This is a genomic window from Rhodococcus sp. EPR-147, assembly GCF_001647185.1.
Taxonomy (GTDB): domain Bacteria; phylum Actinomycetota; class Actinomycetes; order Mycobacteriales; family Mycobacteriaceae; genus Rhodococcoides.
Genome location: NZ_LVCU01000109.1, coordinates 1 through 15,289 on the forward strand (window position 1 = coordinate 1; position 15,289 = coordinate 15,289).

At 64.5% G+C, this 15,289-nt stretch carries 12 protein-coding genes; 7 read left to right on the top strand and 5 right to left on the bottom strand.

Translation table 11 applies throughout. The features are described from left to right. The 7 genes from A2J02_RS28060 to A2J02_RS05250 all read left to right on the top strand — a co-directional run. A partial coding sequence (locus tag A2J02_RS28060; protein WP_331712130.1) for a DUF6049 family protein occupies positions 1-1,152 on the top strand: 1,152 nt, incomplete at its 5' end. Next, positions 1,149-5,327, top strand: a complete 4,179-nt coding sequence (locus A2J02_RS05225) for a lipid II flippase MurJ (protein WP_068047660.1) — start codon at positions 1,149-1,151, stop codon at positions 5,325-5,327. The genes A2J02_RS28060 and A2J02_RS05225, both read left to right, overlap by 4 nt. A 99-nt stretch (positions 5,328-5,426) precedes the next feature. Next, positions 5,427-6,008 carry an RNA polymerase sigma factor SigM gene (gene sigM / locus A2J02_RS05230; protein WP_068047663.1) on the top strand — a complete coding sequence of 194 codons (582 nt, stop codon included), beginning with the start codon at positions 5,427-5,429 and terminating at the stop codon, positions 6,006-6,008. A gap of 59 nt (positions 6,009-6,067) precedes the next feature. Then, positions 6,068-6,796 (top strand): hypothetical protein, encoded by a 729-nt coding sequence (locus tag A2J02_RS05235; RefSeq protein ID WP_141215237.1) that lies wholly within the window; start codon positions 6,068-6,070, stop codon positions 6,794-6,796. A gap of 126 nt (positions 6,797-6,922) precedes the next feature. Continuing rightward, on the top strand, positions 6,923-7,912 hold the full coding sequence (gene trxB / locus A2J02_RS05240) for a thioredoxin-disulfide reductase (RefSeq protein WP_068047687.1): 990 nt from the start codon (positions 6,923-6,925) through the stop codon (positions 7,910-7,912). A 34-nt stretch (positions 7,913-7,946) separates the two neighbouring features. Next, on the top strand, positions 7,947-8,279 hold the full coding sequence (trxA, locus tag A2J02_RS05245) for a thioredoxin (RefSeq protein WP_068047667.1): 333 nt from the start codon (positions 7,947-7,949) through the stop codon (positions 8,277-8,279). 136 nt (positions 8,280-8,415) lie between these two features. After that, a complete protein-coding gene (locus A2J02_RS05250; protein WP_068047669.1) occupies positions 8,416-9,609 on the top strand; it encodes an N-acetylmuramoyl-L-alanine amidase in 1,194 nt (397 codons plus the stop codon). A gap of 34 nt (positions 9,610-9,643) precedes the next feature. Here the strand turns inward: A2J02_RS05250 and A2J02_RS05255 are convergent, their stop codons facing one another. The 5 genes from A2J02_RS05255 to A2J02_RS05285 all read right to left on the bottom strand — a co-directional run. Then, the gene (locus tag A2J02_RS05255; protein ID WP_037195290.1) at positions 9,644-10,324 is read right to left on the bottom strand and encodes a hypothetical protein; all 681 of its coding nucleotides are present in this window, start codon (positions 10,322-10,324) and stop codon (positions 9,644-9,646) included. A 234-nt stretch (positions 10,325-10,558) separates the two neighbouring features. Next, on the bottom strand, positions 10,559-11,635 hold the full coding sequence (locus A2J02_RS05260) for a ParB/RepB/Spo0J family partition protein (RefSeq protein WP_068047672.1): 1,077 nt from the start codon (positions 11,633-11,635) through the stop codon (positions 10,559-10,561). Between the two features lie 4 nt (positions 11,636-11,639). Then, a complete protein-coding gene (locus A2J02_RS05265) occupies positions 11,640-12,650 on the bottom strand; it encodes a ParA family protein (RefSeq protein WP_068047675.1) in 1,011 nt (336 codons plus the stop codon). Between the two features lie 81 nt (positions 12,651-12,731). Next, a complete protein-coding gene (rsmG, locus tag A2J02_RS05270; RefSeq protein WP_068047690.1) occupies positions 12,732-13,409 on the bottom strand; it encodes a 16S rRNA (guanine(527)-N(7))-methyltransferase RsmG in 678 nt (225 codons plus the stop codon). Positions 13,410-15,134: 1,725 nt separating this feature from the next. Beyond that, positions 15,135-15,289, bottom strand: a 155-nt coding sequence (locus A2J02_RS05285) for a R3H domain-containing nucleic acid-binding protein (protein ID WP_331712131.1), incomplete at its 5' end; no start/stop codon positions are given.

Genomic DNA, 15,289 nt, shown 5'->3' on the forward strand with positions numbered 1-15,289 from the left:
ACCGGCACCGTACTGGTCGCCGATAACAGCATCAGCCCGCCGACCTCGGCCCCGACCTCGCTGCTGGTCTCGTCCGCGACCCAGCCATCGGACACCCAGCAGACCGAGACGCTGGCCGCCACCCAGTACGACGCCGCCACCGCGGCGGCGCTGGCCGGCGTCGGAGACACGCCGTCCACCCCCGCCCTGACCCCCACCGAGCAGCGTTTCGACCTCGCCACCGACTCGCGTACCGCGCGCCTGCAGGACGCGCTCGGAGCTGTGAACTTCCATGCGCTCGTCGGCACCGATCGGCCCGGGCGCACCGTCACCGTCGCGCCCCCGCAGTATTGGACCGCGGGGGGCGACGAACCGTCTGCCATTCTGTCGACGGTGTCCTCGCTGCTGCGTTCGGGGTTGGCCACGCCGCGCCCACTGGCCGAGTTGCTCGCCGAGCCCACGTCCGGACCTCCGGTGACCGGCATCGATGCAGCCACCGAACTCGATACCGGCACCATCGGCCTGGTGCAATCGCAGAGCGCCCGGGTCGACACTCTGATGCAGTCACTCGTCGAGGACCCGCAGTCGGCGCTGACCCCGCGCCTGTACACCGCCCCGCTGCGCGAGGACATGCTCCGAGCGCTGTCGACGGCCGGTCGCGCCAGTGCCGCCAGTGACGACACCGGCGTGATGGCGCGCGACCGACTCGCCGCCATTCGCATCGGATTGGACACCATCTACGGGTCGGTGACCGTGCTGGCCCCTGGCGGGGTCTACACCCTCGCCTCGGAGCAGAGTCCGCTGCTCCTCGTCGCCCGCAACGACCTTCCGGTCCCGGTCAACGTGCTGCTCAGGGTCGATGCGCCGCCGGAGATGACGATCAGCGACGTCGGCGTCACCCAACTTCCGGCCCGTGGATCACGGACCATCACCGTGCCGGCCGAAGTGGACGACACGCGCAATCTGTCGGTCGACTTCTCCGTCACGCCGCTCGACGGGTCCCGGCTCGGTGAGGTCTCGACGGTGTCCGTGCGATCGAACGCATACGGCCAGGCACTGGCGATAATTACCGCCTGCGCCGGTGCTCTCCTACTGTTACTTGCAGGTCGACGCCTCTGGCACCGATTCAGAGGTCAACCCGACCCGGCCGACGAAGGGTACGAGAGACCATGACAGGCAACGTCCCGTACGACGGCGACCTGCCGCGGTCACGCATGCCTGCATCGCAGGTGTTCCGACGCACGACGCCACCGCGGTCCGCCCCCTGGGAGCGGCAGTCGCGGCCGGAGCTGCGCTCCTACCCGGCACCGCCGTCGCTCGACGGTCAGCCGGCCGCCGACGACACCGTCACGCAGATGATCCCGCGATTCCGGGACGAGGACTACCCCTATCCTTCGTCGAGCACAGCACCGTCCGGAACGGTTCCGCCGACGACAACTCCACCGGGCGGGCCCGCCCCGGCACCGCAGCCCGAGCCGCGGCCGCAGAAGTCACTGCTGGCCGCGTCGGGTTCGATCGCGGTGGCGACACTGGTCAGCCGCATCACCGGATTCGCCAAGCAGGTCGCCATGACGGCCACCCTCGGCGCGGCTCTGGCCAGTGCGTTCACCGTCTCGACGATCCTGCCGAACATGATCTCCGAGCTGGTCCTCGGCGCCGTGCTCGGAGCCATCGTCGTGCCGGTGTTGGTCCGAGCCGAGCAGGAGGACGCCGACGGCGGGCGGGCATTCGTGCGACGCCTCTTCACCATCGCAGTGGCGCTCCTCGGAACCGTGGCGCTCGCGGCGACGATCGCAGCCCCGCTGCTGGCGCGGCTGATGCTCGACGGCGATCCGAAGGTCAACGAGGACCTCACCATCGCGTTCACCTACCTGGTGCTGCCCGCGCTGATGTTCTACGGACTGTCCGGCCTGCTCACGGCCGTGCTCAACACCCGGCAGAACTTCAAGCCCGGCGCCTGGGCCCCGGTTTACAACAACCTCATCGTGCTCGCGGTGTTCGCCCTGTACCCCTTCGTCCCGGGCGAGATCACCGCGAACACCATCGAGATGAGCAATCCCAAAATTCTCGTTCTCGGCCTCGGTGTGACCGCGGGTGTCGTCACCCAAGTTCTCGCTCTGATCCCGGCCCTGCGCCGCGAACGCATCGACCTGCGCCCGCTCTGGGGATTCGACGAGCGACTCAAGAAGTTCGGCGCGATGGCCGCCGCGATCGTGCTCTACGTCGTCATCAGCCAGATCGGGCTGATCGTCGCCACCAGGATCGCGTCGGGCACCGACGATGCCAGCAACGTGATCTACTCGCAGGCCTGGATCGTGCTGCAGCTGCCCTACGGCATCCTCGGCGTGACGGTGCTGACGGCGATCATGCCCAGACTCAGCCGCAACGCCGCCAACGGTGACACCCCGTCCGTCGTCGACGATCTGTCGGTAGCCACCCGCCTGACGATGGTCGCGCTGGTGCCGATCGTGGTGTTCCTGACCTTCGCGGGGCCTTCGGTGGGCGAGGCGCTGTACGGCTTCGGCCGGTTCGCCGAGGTCGCACCCAGACTCGGCGAGGCCGTCAGCTGGTCCGCGTTCTCCCTCATCCCGTACGCCCTGGTGCTGATCCACCTGCGTGTCTTCTACGCCCGTGAGAAGGCCTGGACGCCGACGTGGATCATCCTCGGCATCACCGCCGTCAAGATCGGCCTGTCGTTGCTCGCGCCGATCGTCGCGTCCTCTCCGGAGCAAGTGGTGCTGCTCCTCGGCGCCGCGACCGGCCTTGGGTACACCGTCGGCGTGATCATCGGCGGATACCTGCTGCACAAGAGCCTGGGCAGCCTGCGGATGGCCAACGTCGGCAAGACGGTCTGGCTGGTGCTCATCGCCTCACTGGCCGGCGGCGCGGCCATGCTCGCGATCGACCGGATCCTCGGGCTCGACGCCATGATGAACGGCTGGGTCGGCAACTTCGCCCGCGTGGCGATCGACGCCGTCATAATGCTCGGCATCACGTTCTCGATCCTCTGGTTCGGCAAGATTCCCGAAGTTCTTGCGGTCACCGTAGCCCTGAGCCGCCTCGTCCGCAGGTTCCGCGGAGGATCCGACACGCGGGACGCAGATCTGGCCGCTGCAGAAACCGGCGTTATTCCGGTTATTCGAAGCGAGCCCACATGGGACACTGCGCGGGATCGGCTCCCGTACCCTGGTCATCGGCACCCGGGGGCACAAGCTCATGAGGGTCGACCGTTCGTAGATCAACACGGGGCATATTCGCCTGAAGGAGTGACAGTGACCGACGACGAAGTTGCTGGGGGGCCGGCACAATCTCCAGCAAGCGAAGCCGACCGAACGAGCGGCGGCGTCGAGGTCGACACCCAGGACCGCACCGAGCCCGTGAAGGCCGAGGCTTCTTCCTCCAAGACTCCGAAGCCCGCCGAGACGCCGGCGAAGACCGCGCCCGAATCGAAGACTGCAGTCGAGTCGAAGGCACCTGCTCCCGAGAAGGACGTCGAAAAGTCCGCCGACGAGCCCGCTGTCGACAAGCCTGCTGCCGCCAAGTCTGCTCCGAAGCCGGCCGACAAGACCGTCTCCATCTCCAAGGCTGCCCTCGCGGCGCGTCCGACCGACAAGACGATCTCCATCTCCAAGGCCGATCTGCCGGTCGAGACCGACGACGAGAAGTCCACACAGGAGTCGAAGCCCGCGGCGGATGCGGATCCCGAGAAGACCGCAGCCGTACCGGCCACACCCGGTAACGACGACTCGTCTTCCACCGACGACGTCGACACTGCTGCGGCTCCGGCGAGCGCTCCCGGGCGCACGCTCCGCGGCCCGACGCTCATTCCCGGTGCCTCCGTTGCCGGTGGACGGTACCGACTGCTGGCACCGCACGGCGGCGCGCGCGGCCTCAAGTTCTGGCAGGCCCACGACGTCAAGCTCGATCGCGAGGTCGCGTTGACGTTCGTCGACGCCGACCAGCAATCCACCGCCTCGACCGACGACCGCACTCAGGGACCGCAGGCGATCCTCTCGCGCACGCTGCGTCTGGGTCGGATCAATTCGCCAGGCCTCGCACGCGTGCTCGACGTGGTGCGTGGCAGCTCCGGCGGCATCGTCGTCGCGGAATGGACTCCCGGCCGGTCGCTGCGCGAGATGGCCGATACCGTGCCTGCACCCACCGGCGCGGCACGCGCGATCAAGGTGCTGGCCGCAGCGGCCGAGGCCGCGCACCGCAGCGGAGGTGCGCTGTCGATCGATCATCCCGATCGCGTGCGCATCAGCTCCAGCGGCAATGCCGTCCTCGCCTTCCCTGCAACACTGGCCGACGCCGACCCCAGTTCGGACGTCCGCGGACTCGGCGCGATGCTCTACGCCCTGATCACCGCAAAGTGGCCCCTGTCCGACACCACCGGCGGTGCCGTCGTATCCGGCGACGCAGCTCCGGCCCGCAGCGTCGGCGGTATGCGTCCGGCCGACCGCGACGACAAGGGTGCCCCGCTCGAGCCCAGGCAGGTTCGTCCCGACGTTCCGTTCGAGATCTCCGCCGTCGCAGTGCGGGCGCTGGAACAGAACAGCGGAATCCGTACCGCTGCCACCGTGCAGCACGTCCTCGACCAAGCAGCTGTGGTCAACGACAAGACGGATCTGATGCCGGCTCTGCGATTGGGCCAACGCGCACCGGGTGCCAGTGGCCATTCGCTCGCCGACCCCGAGGAGATCGCCGCCGAGAAGGCGAAGTCGATGCGCACCAACATCGCCATCGCGGTACTCGGTGCCTTGACGGTCGTCGTGCTCGCGTTCGCGGGCTTCTGGCTGTTCACCTCGATCGCAGGTGACAACACCGAAACTCCGCTCGACACCCAGGACTTCGGACTCACGACTCCGGCCGAGGCACCGCCCGCAGCCGATTCCGCGGCCCCCCCGGCTCCAGCCGGTGGCCCGGTGGCGTTGGACGACGTCAGCGTCTTCTCACCCCAGGGTTCCGCCGACAACCCGAGCACCGCGTCCAACGTGATCGACAACGACCCCAGCACCGCGTGGACGACCGACTCGTACTTCCAGCAGTTCCCGGCTCTCAAGAACGGCGTCGGCCTGCTCGTGTCCATCCCGTCCTCGACGCTGCAGAACGCATGGATCGAATCGACGTCTCCGGGAACCGTCGTCGAGATCCGGTCGGCCCCGAACGACTCACCCAGCCTGAGCGACACCACGCTGCTCGGTGAGGCCACGTTGCAGAACGGCCGAACCGACATCGCCCTCAACGACGCGGAGCCGACCGGGAACGTCCTCGTCTGGATCACCAGTCTCAGCGAACAGGGTGGCCGCATCGCCACCTCGATCTCCGGGATCGGTTTCGACACCTAATTCGGGCACTCGGTAATCAATACCGGCTCGTTTCGTACTTCACGGTATTCATGGCCTAGGCTCCCCCCAATGCGTTAATACGGGGGGAGCCGTTTTCGTATGACCGAACGTTTCGATTCGGCGCCAGGGGAGCGCACGGATGCGGAGCTTCTGGCTGCTCATGCGGCCGGAGAGCCGAACGCCTTCGCCACGCTGATCTACCGACACCACGAACACCTGTGGCTGACGGCTCGGCGCACCAGCTACACGCCCGAGGACGCCTCCGATGCGCTGCAGGAGGCGTTGCTCTCCGCTCATCGCACGGCCGGGTCGTTCCGCGCCGACGCCGCGGTCCGAAGCTGGTTGCACAAGATAGTCGTCAATGCCTGCCTCGACCGCATCCGCAGAAACAAGGCACGCCCGTCGGTTCCGTTGAGCGAGAACGAAAGTCACGAGCCCGTATCTCCCAGGGATCGAATTTCCGAGACGGAGACGAGCATTCTCGTTCGGCAGGCTCTGATGATGTTGCCACCCGATCAACGTGCAGCCGTCGTCATCGTGGACATGGAGGGCTATTCGGTGGCCGACGCTGCGGACCTGCTCGGCGTTCCCACCGGTACCGTGAAGAGTCGATGCGCCCGCGGTCGACTCAAGCTCTCGACGCAACTCGCGTACTTGAAAGATGCAGGGAACCGAATCTGACCCCCTCGCGTCTATACCGTGTGAGAGAGAAAGCAGACTCGGCGAAGGGAGGCAGGATCGTGCCGTCGAGCACAGACGCTCTACAAGCCCCGTTCTCGCCGGAGCTACTCGCCGATCTGCATGCCGATGCACTTCCCGAGGACGTCAGTAGGCGACTGTGGCCACTGGTTCGCCTCGACGAGGATTCGATGCGCATCCTCGCCGGTCTCGACGCCGTCTCGGCTCGACTGCACGAGTTGGGCGAGGACCCCACCGGGACGTTGTCGATTCCGCCCGACGTCGCCCAACAGATCGATCGCACCCTGCACACGGTCGAGCAATCGACGTCCCCGGTGGACGTCGTCGTTCCGCTCCGTCCGCGCAGACGCCGTATGGTTCTCGGAACCGCCGCTGCCGCAGCACTTCTGACGGCCGGATCGGTTGCTGTCGCGGCGTCCGTGTTCACTCCGGACGAGCCCGAATCGATCGTTGCCGACCCCACGCAGGCTCCGGATTCGTCTCTGGTGCTCGATTCCGCCGACCTCGACTCCGGTTTCGCGTTCGGCATCATCGGCAAGCGGGATCCCGGAGCATTGGCCGATCCGGCCGACCTCGCTGCCTGTCTGCAGTCCAATGACGTGGATCCGGCCACCACCGTTCTCGGATCGAGTCGAGTGCGCGTCGACGGCCGAGACGGAACGCTGCTCGTCCTGGCCGGAGAACAGCCCTCACAGTTCATCGCCCTTGCGGTGGGCAACGACTGCAGCACTGCGAACCCGGACGTGCTGACGCGTCGCGATATCGGCTGACAGATCTCTCACCGGGGAACAACTGCCTCTAGGGTGGTGTTGACCAGATGTACGTCGACCGGCGTGTGCGCTGAACACTCGGTTGTCGACTGCACGTATACGCCGCACATGATCGGAAGGTCTGCATTGAGTACCCCCAAGGTTCACGATCTCATCATCGTCGGCTCGGGACCGGCCGGTTACACCGCTGGCGTCTACGCCGCACGGGCGGAGCTGGAGCCGATCCTGTTCGAGGGAACACAGTTCGGCGGTGCGCTGATGACCACCACCGAGGTCGAGAATTTCCCCGGGTTCCGCGAGGGCATCATGGGCCCCGATCTGATGGAACAGATGCGCGAACAAGCGGCGCGATTCGGTGCCGACATCCGGACCGAGGACGTCGAGGAGCTCGATCTGACGGGCCCGATCAAGACGGTGTCCGCCGGCGGCGAGACCTACCGGGCTCGGGCGATCATCCTCGCCATGGGCGCAGCAGCTCGCTATCTGTCCATCCCGGGTGAGGAGAAGTTGCTCGGACGCGGCGTCAGCGCCTGCGCCACCTGTGACGGCTTCTTCTTCCGTGATCAGGACATCGCCGTCATCGGTGGTGGCGACTCGGCCATGGAGGAAGCGACCTTCCTCACTCGCTTCGCACGCAGCGTCACGATCGTGCACCGCCGCAGCGAGTTCCGCGCGTCGCGCATCATGCTCGAGCGCGCCAAGAACAACGACAAGATTCGTTTCCTCACCGACACCAAGGTGCTCGAGGTCCTCGGTGACGCCAGCGTCACCGGGCTTTCGCTCGAGCACGCCGAAACCGGCGAGAAGACGACTCTGGACGTGACCGGAATGTTCGTCGCGATCGGCCACGATCCGCGCAGCGAGCTGGTCAAGGGACAGGTCGAGCTCGACGATGCCGGCTACGTCAAGGTCGCGTCGCCCACGTCGGCCACGTCCGTCGAGGGCGTCTTCGCTGCCGGAGACCTCGTCGACCACGTGTACCAGCAGGCCATCACCGCTGCGGGTACGGGCTGCACCGCGTCGATCGACGCCGAGCGGTGGTTGGCCGAGCAGGGCGACATCACCAGCAACACGCTCGAACACGCCGACCAGCCGGTCGACGCCGTCAACGCCTGACAGGCACCGAACTTCCACATCGAGGAGATAGAAAATGTCCGACGACAAAAGCACTGTCACCATCACCGACGCGTCGTTCGCCGACGACGTCCTGACCAGTGAGAAGCCCGTCCTGGTCGACTTCTGGGCCACCTGGTGCGGCCCGTGCAAGATGGTCGCCCCGGTTCTCGAGGAGATCGCGGCCGAGCACAAGGACAAGCTCACCATCGCCAAGCTCGACATCGACGCCAACCCGCAGGCCGCTCGCGACTTCAAGGTCATGTCGATTCCGACGATGATCCTGTTCCAGGGTGGAAAGCCGGTCAAGCAAATTGTCGGCGCAAAGGGCAAGGCCGCCCTGCTCAAGGACCTCGAAGGCGTTATCTGACTCACCTGCACACAGTGTGGATTGCAGCGGAAGCCAGTCTTTCTGCGACAATCATCTGATGTGCCGATGCTTCGGCATCGGCACATCAGCCGCAAGGTGTGAGTGCCGTCGGAACAATCGAGAGGATTTGTCGAGGATGCAGGAACTCAGTCACGGCGATTCCGGACCCGCCGTCGCCGAGGTCCGCGGCACTCTGTCGGCTCTCGGCTTTCTCCACGAAGCGGTAGTTCCCCCCGGTCCCATGGACGACGGCCACTGGACGGCCCCCGGTTCCGTCTTCGACGGTGCCCTCGGAGGTGCCGTCCGCGCGTTCCAACAGCACCGCGGTCTGTTGGTCGACGGCGTCGTAGGCCCGGCCACATATCGCGCACTCAAAGAAGCGTCGTACCGCCTCGGCGCTCGAACCCTCATCTACCAGCTGTCCGCTCCGCTGTACGGCGACGACGTCGCCTCGTTGCAGACGAGACTCCAGGACCTCGGTTTCTACAGCGAGCGCGTCGACGGCTTTTTCGGTCCCCGCACGCACGAGGGACTGTCCTCGTTCCAGCGCGAGATCGGACTCTCCCCGGACGGCATCTGTGGACCGGCGACTCTGCGCTCTCTCGACCTTCTCGGCACGCGAGTCACCGGTGGATCCCCGCACGCCATGAGCGAGGAAGAACTCGTTCGCAAATCCGGACCGCAGTTGACCGGCAAGCGCATCGTCATCGATCCAGATCTCGGCGGAGCAGACACAGGACGCATCGTCGAGGGAACGTTCGGCCGCGTCTCCGAGTCCGAGATTCTGTGGGATATGGCGAGCCGACTCGAGGGCCGCATGGCCGCGACCGGAATGGAAACCTTCCTCTCCCGTGCGCGCGGGACCAATCCTTCGGTCGCCGACCGCGCCGAGACGGCCAACGCTTGGGGTGCCGACCTGATGATCTCGTTGCGCTGCGCATCGAGCACCAGCCCCGTGGCCAACGGCGTCGCGAGCTTCCACTTCGGTAACTCGCACGGATCCACCTCGATGATCGGTCAAGTACTGACCAGCTACGTGCAGCGTGAAATCGTCGCCCGCACACCGCTTCTCGACTGCCGCAGCCATGGCCGCACGTGGGATCTGTTGCGCCTGACCAACATGCCGACCATCCAGATCGACCTCGGCTACCTCACCAACGAATCCGACGTCGAAGTTCTCAGCGACCCGCGGTTCCGCGACATCATCGCCGAAGCTATTTTGATCGCCGTGAAGCGCCTGTACCTACTCGGTCAGGACGATCAGCCGACCGGAACGTTCACCTTCGCCGAGTTGCTCGCCGAGGAACTCGCTGCTTCCGATCGCCCCTGAACCACCGCGCGCGAGCGCGTCGGTGGGTGAGGTGTCACCGCGCCCCGACCGTCGACTTCTGCTCGATATCGACGACGGAGATGCTGGCCGCGATCAGTAGCTGCTCGAGTGCAGACTCGACATCCTGCTTCCACCCGTGATCGCGATCGAGCTCGAGCCTCAGTCTCGGGAATCTGTGGTGGGGAGCAATCACTTCGAACCCGACCTTCTCGAGGAAGTCCGCTTCGATCATGCACGTCGACGCCGAACACGTCAGCTGCGCCGTGGCGTTCGGAACCGCCGGCGCAGCATCGTCGGCGTTGCGCCGAATACCGAACGCCTCCAGAGCGCGAACTCCACGATTGACGAGATCGCCCACGACCGCCTGAATCAGCGTGGCCGAATGCAGGTCCGCGTCGTCCGGCGAATCGATCCGGAGTTGGGTCAACAGAACTGCATCGTGACTGACCGGCGACGTCGGGAACGTCGTCGCCCGCGGAACTGCGCGGGGTGGACAGTAGAGGGCGCATCCGATCGTCCTGCCGTCGACGGACAGCAACTGCCCGCAGGATCCCCATTCGAGCATGATGGTCGACAGCCATACTTCGTTCTCGAATTCGAGGTCGACCGAGGAACTCTCCGACGCGGGGTCGAGGACCCAGAAGCTGCATCGCCGCGAATGCGTCGGCAAGTGCTCGAACGAACCGAGCGTCACTCCGGTCACCATCGCCGACACCGCTTACCTCAGCCTTCGTGCTCTCGTTCACCGCGAGAATTCTCGATCGGAGCCGATCTGCCCCTCGAACAGGATAGGCGATTCGTTCGTCTGACCCGTCGGGTGGAGCCGATCATTCAAATATGTTGTATCACAGTACTTTTCGAGTAGATTTCGAGATTTCAGGACCTCCTCCGACCGAGCTACGTCACAGTGACGTTTCGACCGCGTATGACTGGTCCTGAAAAATCGCCGCTACTTTTTCTTCTGTGCTTCCATCATCTCGACGATCCTCTGAAGGTCATCGACCGATCCGAATTCGACCACGATCTTGCCTTTCCGCTTACCGAGGCTGACCGTTACCCGCGTATCGAACGAATCCGAGAGGCGATCGGCGACGTCCTGGAGGCCCGGCATCTGAATGGGCTTGCGCCGGGGCGCCGGTTCCGGGCTCTTCCCGTCCTCTCGATTGGCGAGGGTGACGGCTTCTTCGGTCGCGCGGACGGAGAGACCTTCGGCAACGATTCGCGCCGCCAATGACTCCTGCGCATCCGACCCAGCGTCCAGAGACAACAGAGCGCGGGCGTGGCCGGCCGACAGAACCCCGGCCGCCACTCGTCGCTGCACGGGAATCGGCAGCTTCAACAGACGAATCATGTTGGTCACGACCGGACGTGACCGACCGATTTTCGCGGCCAGTTCCTCGTGCGTGACGTCGAATTCTTCGAGGAGCTGTTGGTACGCGGCTGCTTCTTCGAGCGGATTGAGCTGGACGCGGTGGATGTTCTCGAGCAATGCATCGCGCAACATCGCGTCGTCCGCGGTCTCCCGAACAATCGCCGGGATCGACTCGAGGCCGGCTGCCTGGCTTGCACGCCACCGACGCTCGCCCATGACGAGCTGATATTTTGCGTCTCCGGCCCCAGCGGAACCCGACACGAGACGGACCACGATGGGCTGCATGAGCCCGAATTCGCGGATCGAGTGGACCAGTTCGGCCAACGATTCGTCGTCGAAGACGTGCCTCGGCTGCTTGGGATTGGCTTCGATTCGATCAGGTGCGATCTCTCGGTAGACGGCACCGACGGGGGAGAGGTCGTCTCCGTTCAGCACCGGCGGGGTCGGTGTGGGTGCTGTCGCGGTCTCCGTGAGCTCGTCCGCCGGTGCGGAGCGTTTCGGCTTGGTGGACGTATCCGGGCGGTCCTTGGCGTTGCGATCCGCGCCGATGATCACGTCTGCCGCCGCGTTGCCGAGACGTGGTCCGGCATCGGGTCCGGTGGGAATGAGTGAGGCCAGGCCGCGGCCCAGACCACCCTTACGTGTGGAACTCATCTGTTCACTTCTTCCGTGCTTCGTCGATGCCGGCCGATCGGGCAGCGAGCTCTCGTCCGGCGTCCAGGTAACTCATCGCTCCGCGTGAACCGGGGTCGTAATCCAGCACCGTCATGCCGTACCCGGGAGCCTCGGACACCTTCACGCTACGAGGGATCACGGCCCGTAGGACGGCGTCGCCGAAGTGCTTGCGTACTTCTTCCGCGACCTGGTCTGCCAACTTGGTGCGCCCGTCGTACATCGTCAGGATCACGGTGGAGACGTGCAGTTCTGGATTCAGATGCGACTGCACCAGCTCGATATTGCGGAGGAGCTGACCCACACCTTCGAGCGCGTAGTACTCGCACTGAATGGGGATCAGTACCTCGGTCGCTGCGACGAGTGCGTTGACCGTCAACAGACCGAGCGACGGGGGGCAGTCGATGAGGATGAAGTCGGCGTCGATGCCGGAGAGTTCCTCCACCGACAGCGCCGTCTTGAGGCGACCTTCGCGGGCCACCATCGACACCAACTCGATCTCGGCGCCGGCGAGGTCGATGGTCGCCGGAATGCAGAACAACCTGTTGCTGTGCGGACTCTTCTGCACTGCGTCCTTGGCGCTCACTTCACCGATGAGGACCTCGTAGCTCGACGGCACACCCGAGTGATGCTCGACGCCCAACGCCGTGCTGGCGTTGCCCTGAGGGTCCAGATCGACCACCAGAACCGTCAGTCCTTGGAGGGCCAGCGCGGCGGCCAGGTTCACGGCGGTCGTCGTCTTCCCGACGCCACCCTTCTGATTGGCGATCGTCAGCATGCGTCGCTTCGCCGGCTTCGGCAGCGACACCGATCCGGGATGCAGAACCTGGCTGGCTCGGTGCGCCGCAGCGCCGATGGGGGTGTCGTTCGGAGAGATCGCGTTGGTGTACTCGAACCCGGAGCTGGCCGCCACCCCCGACTGTTTCCCCGAGTTGCTCGACGCGTTCTTCTTGGACGCTGTTTCACGTGAAACAGCGGGATCGGACCCACCCGACATATGTGCTCCTTAGTGCGGAACTGACTGTGTTCAATACGATCGATCGGGTCGAGCGCGGGACGTGTGAGCCCACGATCGAAATCAGTGACGACTCAGTCTCCGCGGCTCACGCACCGCTCTGACGACGATGGTGGGAGTGGGCAACAGACCCACTCCGCACTCCACTACCTCCAGCTTGCCAGCACCCATCCGGGTGAGGGAAGTCCGGTCGCGTTCGATCTCTTCGCCGGCGCTCGATCCCTTCAGAGCCAGCATCCGCCCGTGCTCGTGGACCAGAGGGAGCGACCACTTGGCGAGTTTCTCCAATGGCGCCACCGCCCGCGACGTGACCACATCGGCACCGCCGGCTTCCTTCTTGACGCCGGGCTGTTCCGCGCGACCGCGCACGACCAAGATGTTCAGATCGTGTTCCTCGATGAACTCTGCGAGATAGACGGTTCGGCGGAGGAGGGGCTCGACGAGGGTCACCCGCAAATCGGGCCGCGCGATTGCCAACGGGATACCGGGCAAGCCAGCACCGCTGCCGATATCGACGACGGTCTCGCCTTCGTCGATGAGCTCACCGATCGCCGCGCAGTTGAGGATGTGCCGCTCCCAGAGCCGTGGAACTTCACGCGGTCCGATGAGTCCTCGTTCGACGCCGGCCGTAGCCAACGAGTCGTGGTACCTCCGTGCCAACTCGAGCCGATCACCGAAGATCTGCTCCGCCACGGCCGTCAACTGATTGCTATCCGAGCCTTCTTGTTCCACGTGAAACATCTTCCCGTGCCCGGGCACCGAACGCCAAACGACATCGCTGTAACTCGATCGAATCGACGTGGAACCGCCGAGATCCGGTACCAACGCGACCGACAGTGGGCGGTGGCGTAGCGATCCACGACGAGTGGAGCCGTCCCTATTCTCGGCGTGGGCGGACCATCCGGATCGATCTCCCGTTTGTTCGGGCCCGAAGATCTCCCGACCCCGCACGGTTCGACAGACCACCACTCCCGAGGCTCCGCCAGTTGGTCCGGTCGCGACTGGGGGTGTCTCATGCCCCGCTGTTTCACGTGAAACTGCTTTGCCATTGCCTCACTATCTTCAGTGCCGCGTGACGAATCGGTGACGTATTCAGCGTTGACTCTCAGGGATCTCGACAGCAGTTATCGGTGTCGGCAGATCGGTTCATACATGCTCGGACGACAGGTAACCGAACCGCACAAATCTGGGATTCAGTCCAACGCGCGTGGTACCGACCGACCCTGTACCCCGAGTGGCTGACGCCATTCGCAATCGAACACATTCATGTCTGCGTCCGGCTGGCGAGGTATGACTGATCGGCCTGTGGATGTTTCACGTGAAACTACGTACGTGTACGAGTCCACGTTTCTGGAAGGAGTTGATCGACAGCCGGAAGCCGGTGGAGATCTGAACGAATACCTGTCAATCACGTAGACCGGTCCGGGCACTTAGATGCCATGACCCACCTAGTCGGGGGAGAGCCCGAGACGCGCCTCCATTCTCGGTCGCGTCCCGATCGAACGGGGCATCGTTTCGGTGCATCCGAACTTACACGTCGTCCGGGTTCACGGAGGTCTCGATTTCCCACGAGCTCAGCGGTCCCACACATTCGTACTCTCGAAAGTTCGTCGTCCGGACATTCGTCATGTCGATCCCAGCCTCCGAATTGAGATACCCAAGATTCTCGATCAGCAACCGTCGTCGGGACGTCAGGTCGCCCGCCGCGTTGCCCGGATGAAGACGAACACATCCAGGTTTTCGGTAGCGCAGTCCCTGAAGCTCGATCGCCGCGGATACATCCACCATCGAGATGACGTCGATCGGGCGTCGTCGATTCTTCGTAGACCGGTAATACCGACCCACGCAACTTCCATCGATTGTGGGATGAAGAGTCACGGACTCGTCGACTGCGTGAACCGTCGAGCGCCGCTCGGTAGCGTCGCCCAATCCGACAAGACCCACTGGACCCAGATTCGATCCTTCCCTGAAGTCGGATCACGTTCGACTCGGTCGCACGTGCTCGTCGATGGTTTGAGGCATCCATGATCGCCCGCAATGTTTCACGTGAAACTGCACCGACTCCAGACCGTGTCGGTCAGGCACTCAGATCTCTGAACCTAGTGAGGGCTCTGGAGATCGTTCTACCCCGACCCTACGGATAGAACGACAGTCCTCGAATCCAGAACCCGGACGGGCGTATCGGCAACAATTCGTTCACCTCGCATCCCGCCTGTTTCACGTGAAACAAACGCGACCGACGCGAGCAACAGGCAAGAAAGACACCATCGACATTGCCGTCACAGTGACGAAAGCGCAGTGCATAGACTGATCTCGAGAATCCGGCGAGAAAATCGATCGCAACCCGCGCCGACACCAGTCGTCGTCGAGCAAATTACATCGATGACATTCGACCGAAAGATCTACTACGTCCGGATACGACGATGGCCCCCACCGAAGTGAGGGCCATCGACTGGGGACGCTCTGTTACGCCTTGACGACAACTACTCGTCGAGCCGGCTCGACGCCGGTACTTTCGCTCGCGACGCCGTCGATCTTGGCGACCGCGTCGTGCACGATCTTTCGCTCGAACGGAGTCATCGGGCTCAGCTCTTCGCGCTCACCGGATTCGAGTACACGAC

Bases quoted from the DNA above. Each gene is read 5' to 3' on its own strand.
- A2J02_RS05225 (WP_068047660.1), top strand. From the start codon at position 1,149: ATGACAGGCAACGTCCCGTACGACGGCGACCTGCCGCGGTCACGCATG.
- sigM (WP_068047663.1), top strand. From the start codon at position 5,427: ATGACCGAACGTTTCGATTCGGCGCCAGGGGAGCGCACGGATGCGGAG.
- trxA (WP_068047667.1), top strand. From the start codon at position 7,947: ATGTCCGACGACAAAAGCACTGTCACCATCACCGACGCGTCGTTCGCC.
- A2J02_RS05250 (WP_068047669.1), top strand. From the start codon at position 8,416: ATGCAGGAACTCAGTCACGGCGATTCCGGACCCGCCGTCGCCGAGGTC.
- A2J02_RS05260 (WP_068047672.1), bottom strand. From the start codon at position 11,635: ATGAGTTCCACACGTAAGGGTGGTCTGGGCCGCGGCCTGGCCTCACTC.
- A2J02_RS05265 (WP_068047675.1), bottom strand. From the start codon at position 12,650: ATGTCGGGTGGGTCCGATCCCGCTGTTTCACGTGAAACAGCGTCCAAG.
- rsmG (WP_068047690.1), bottom strand. From the start codon at position 13,409: ATGTTTCACGTGGAACAAGAAGGCTCGGATAGCAATCAGTTGACGGCC.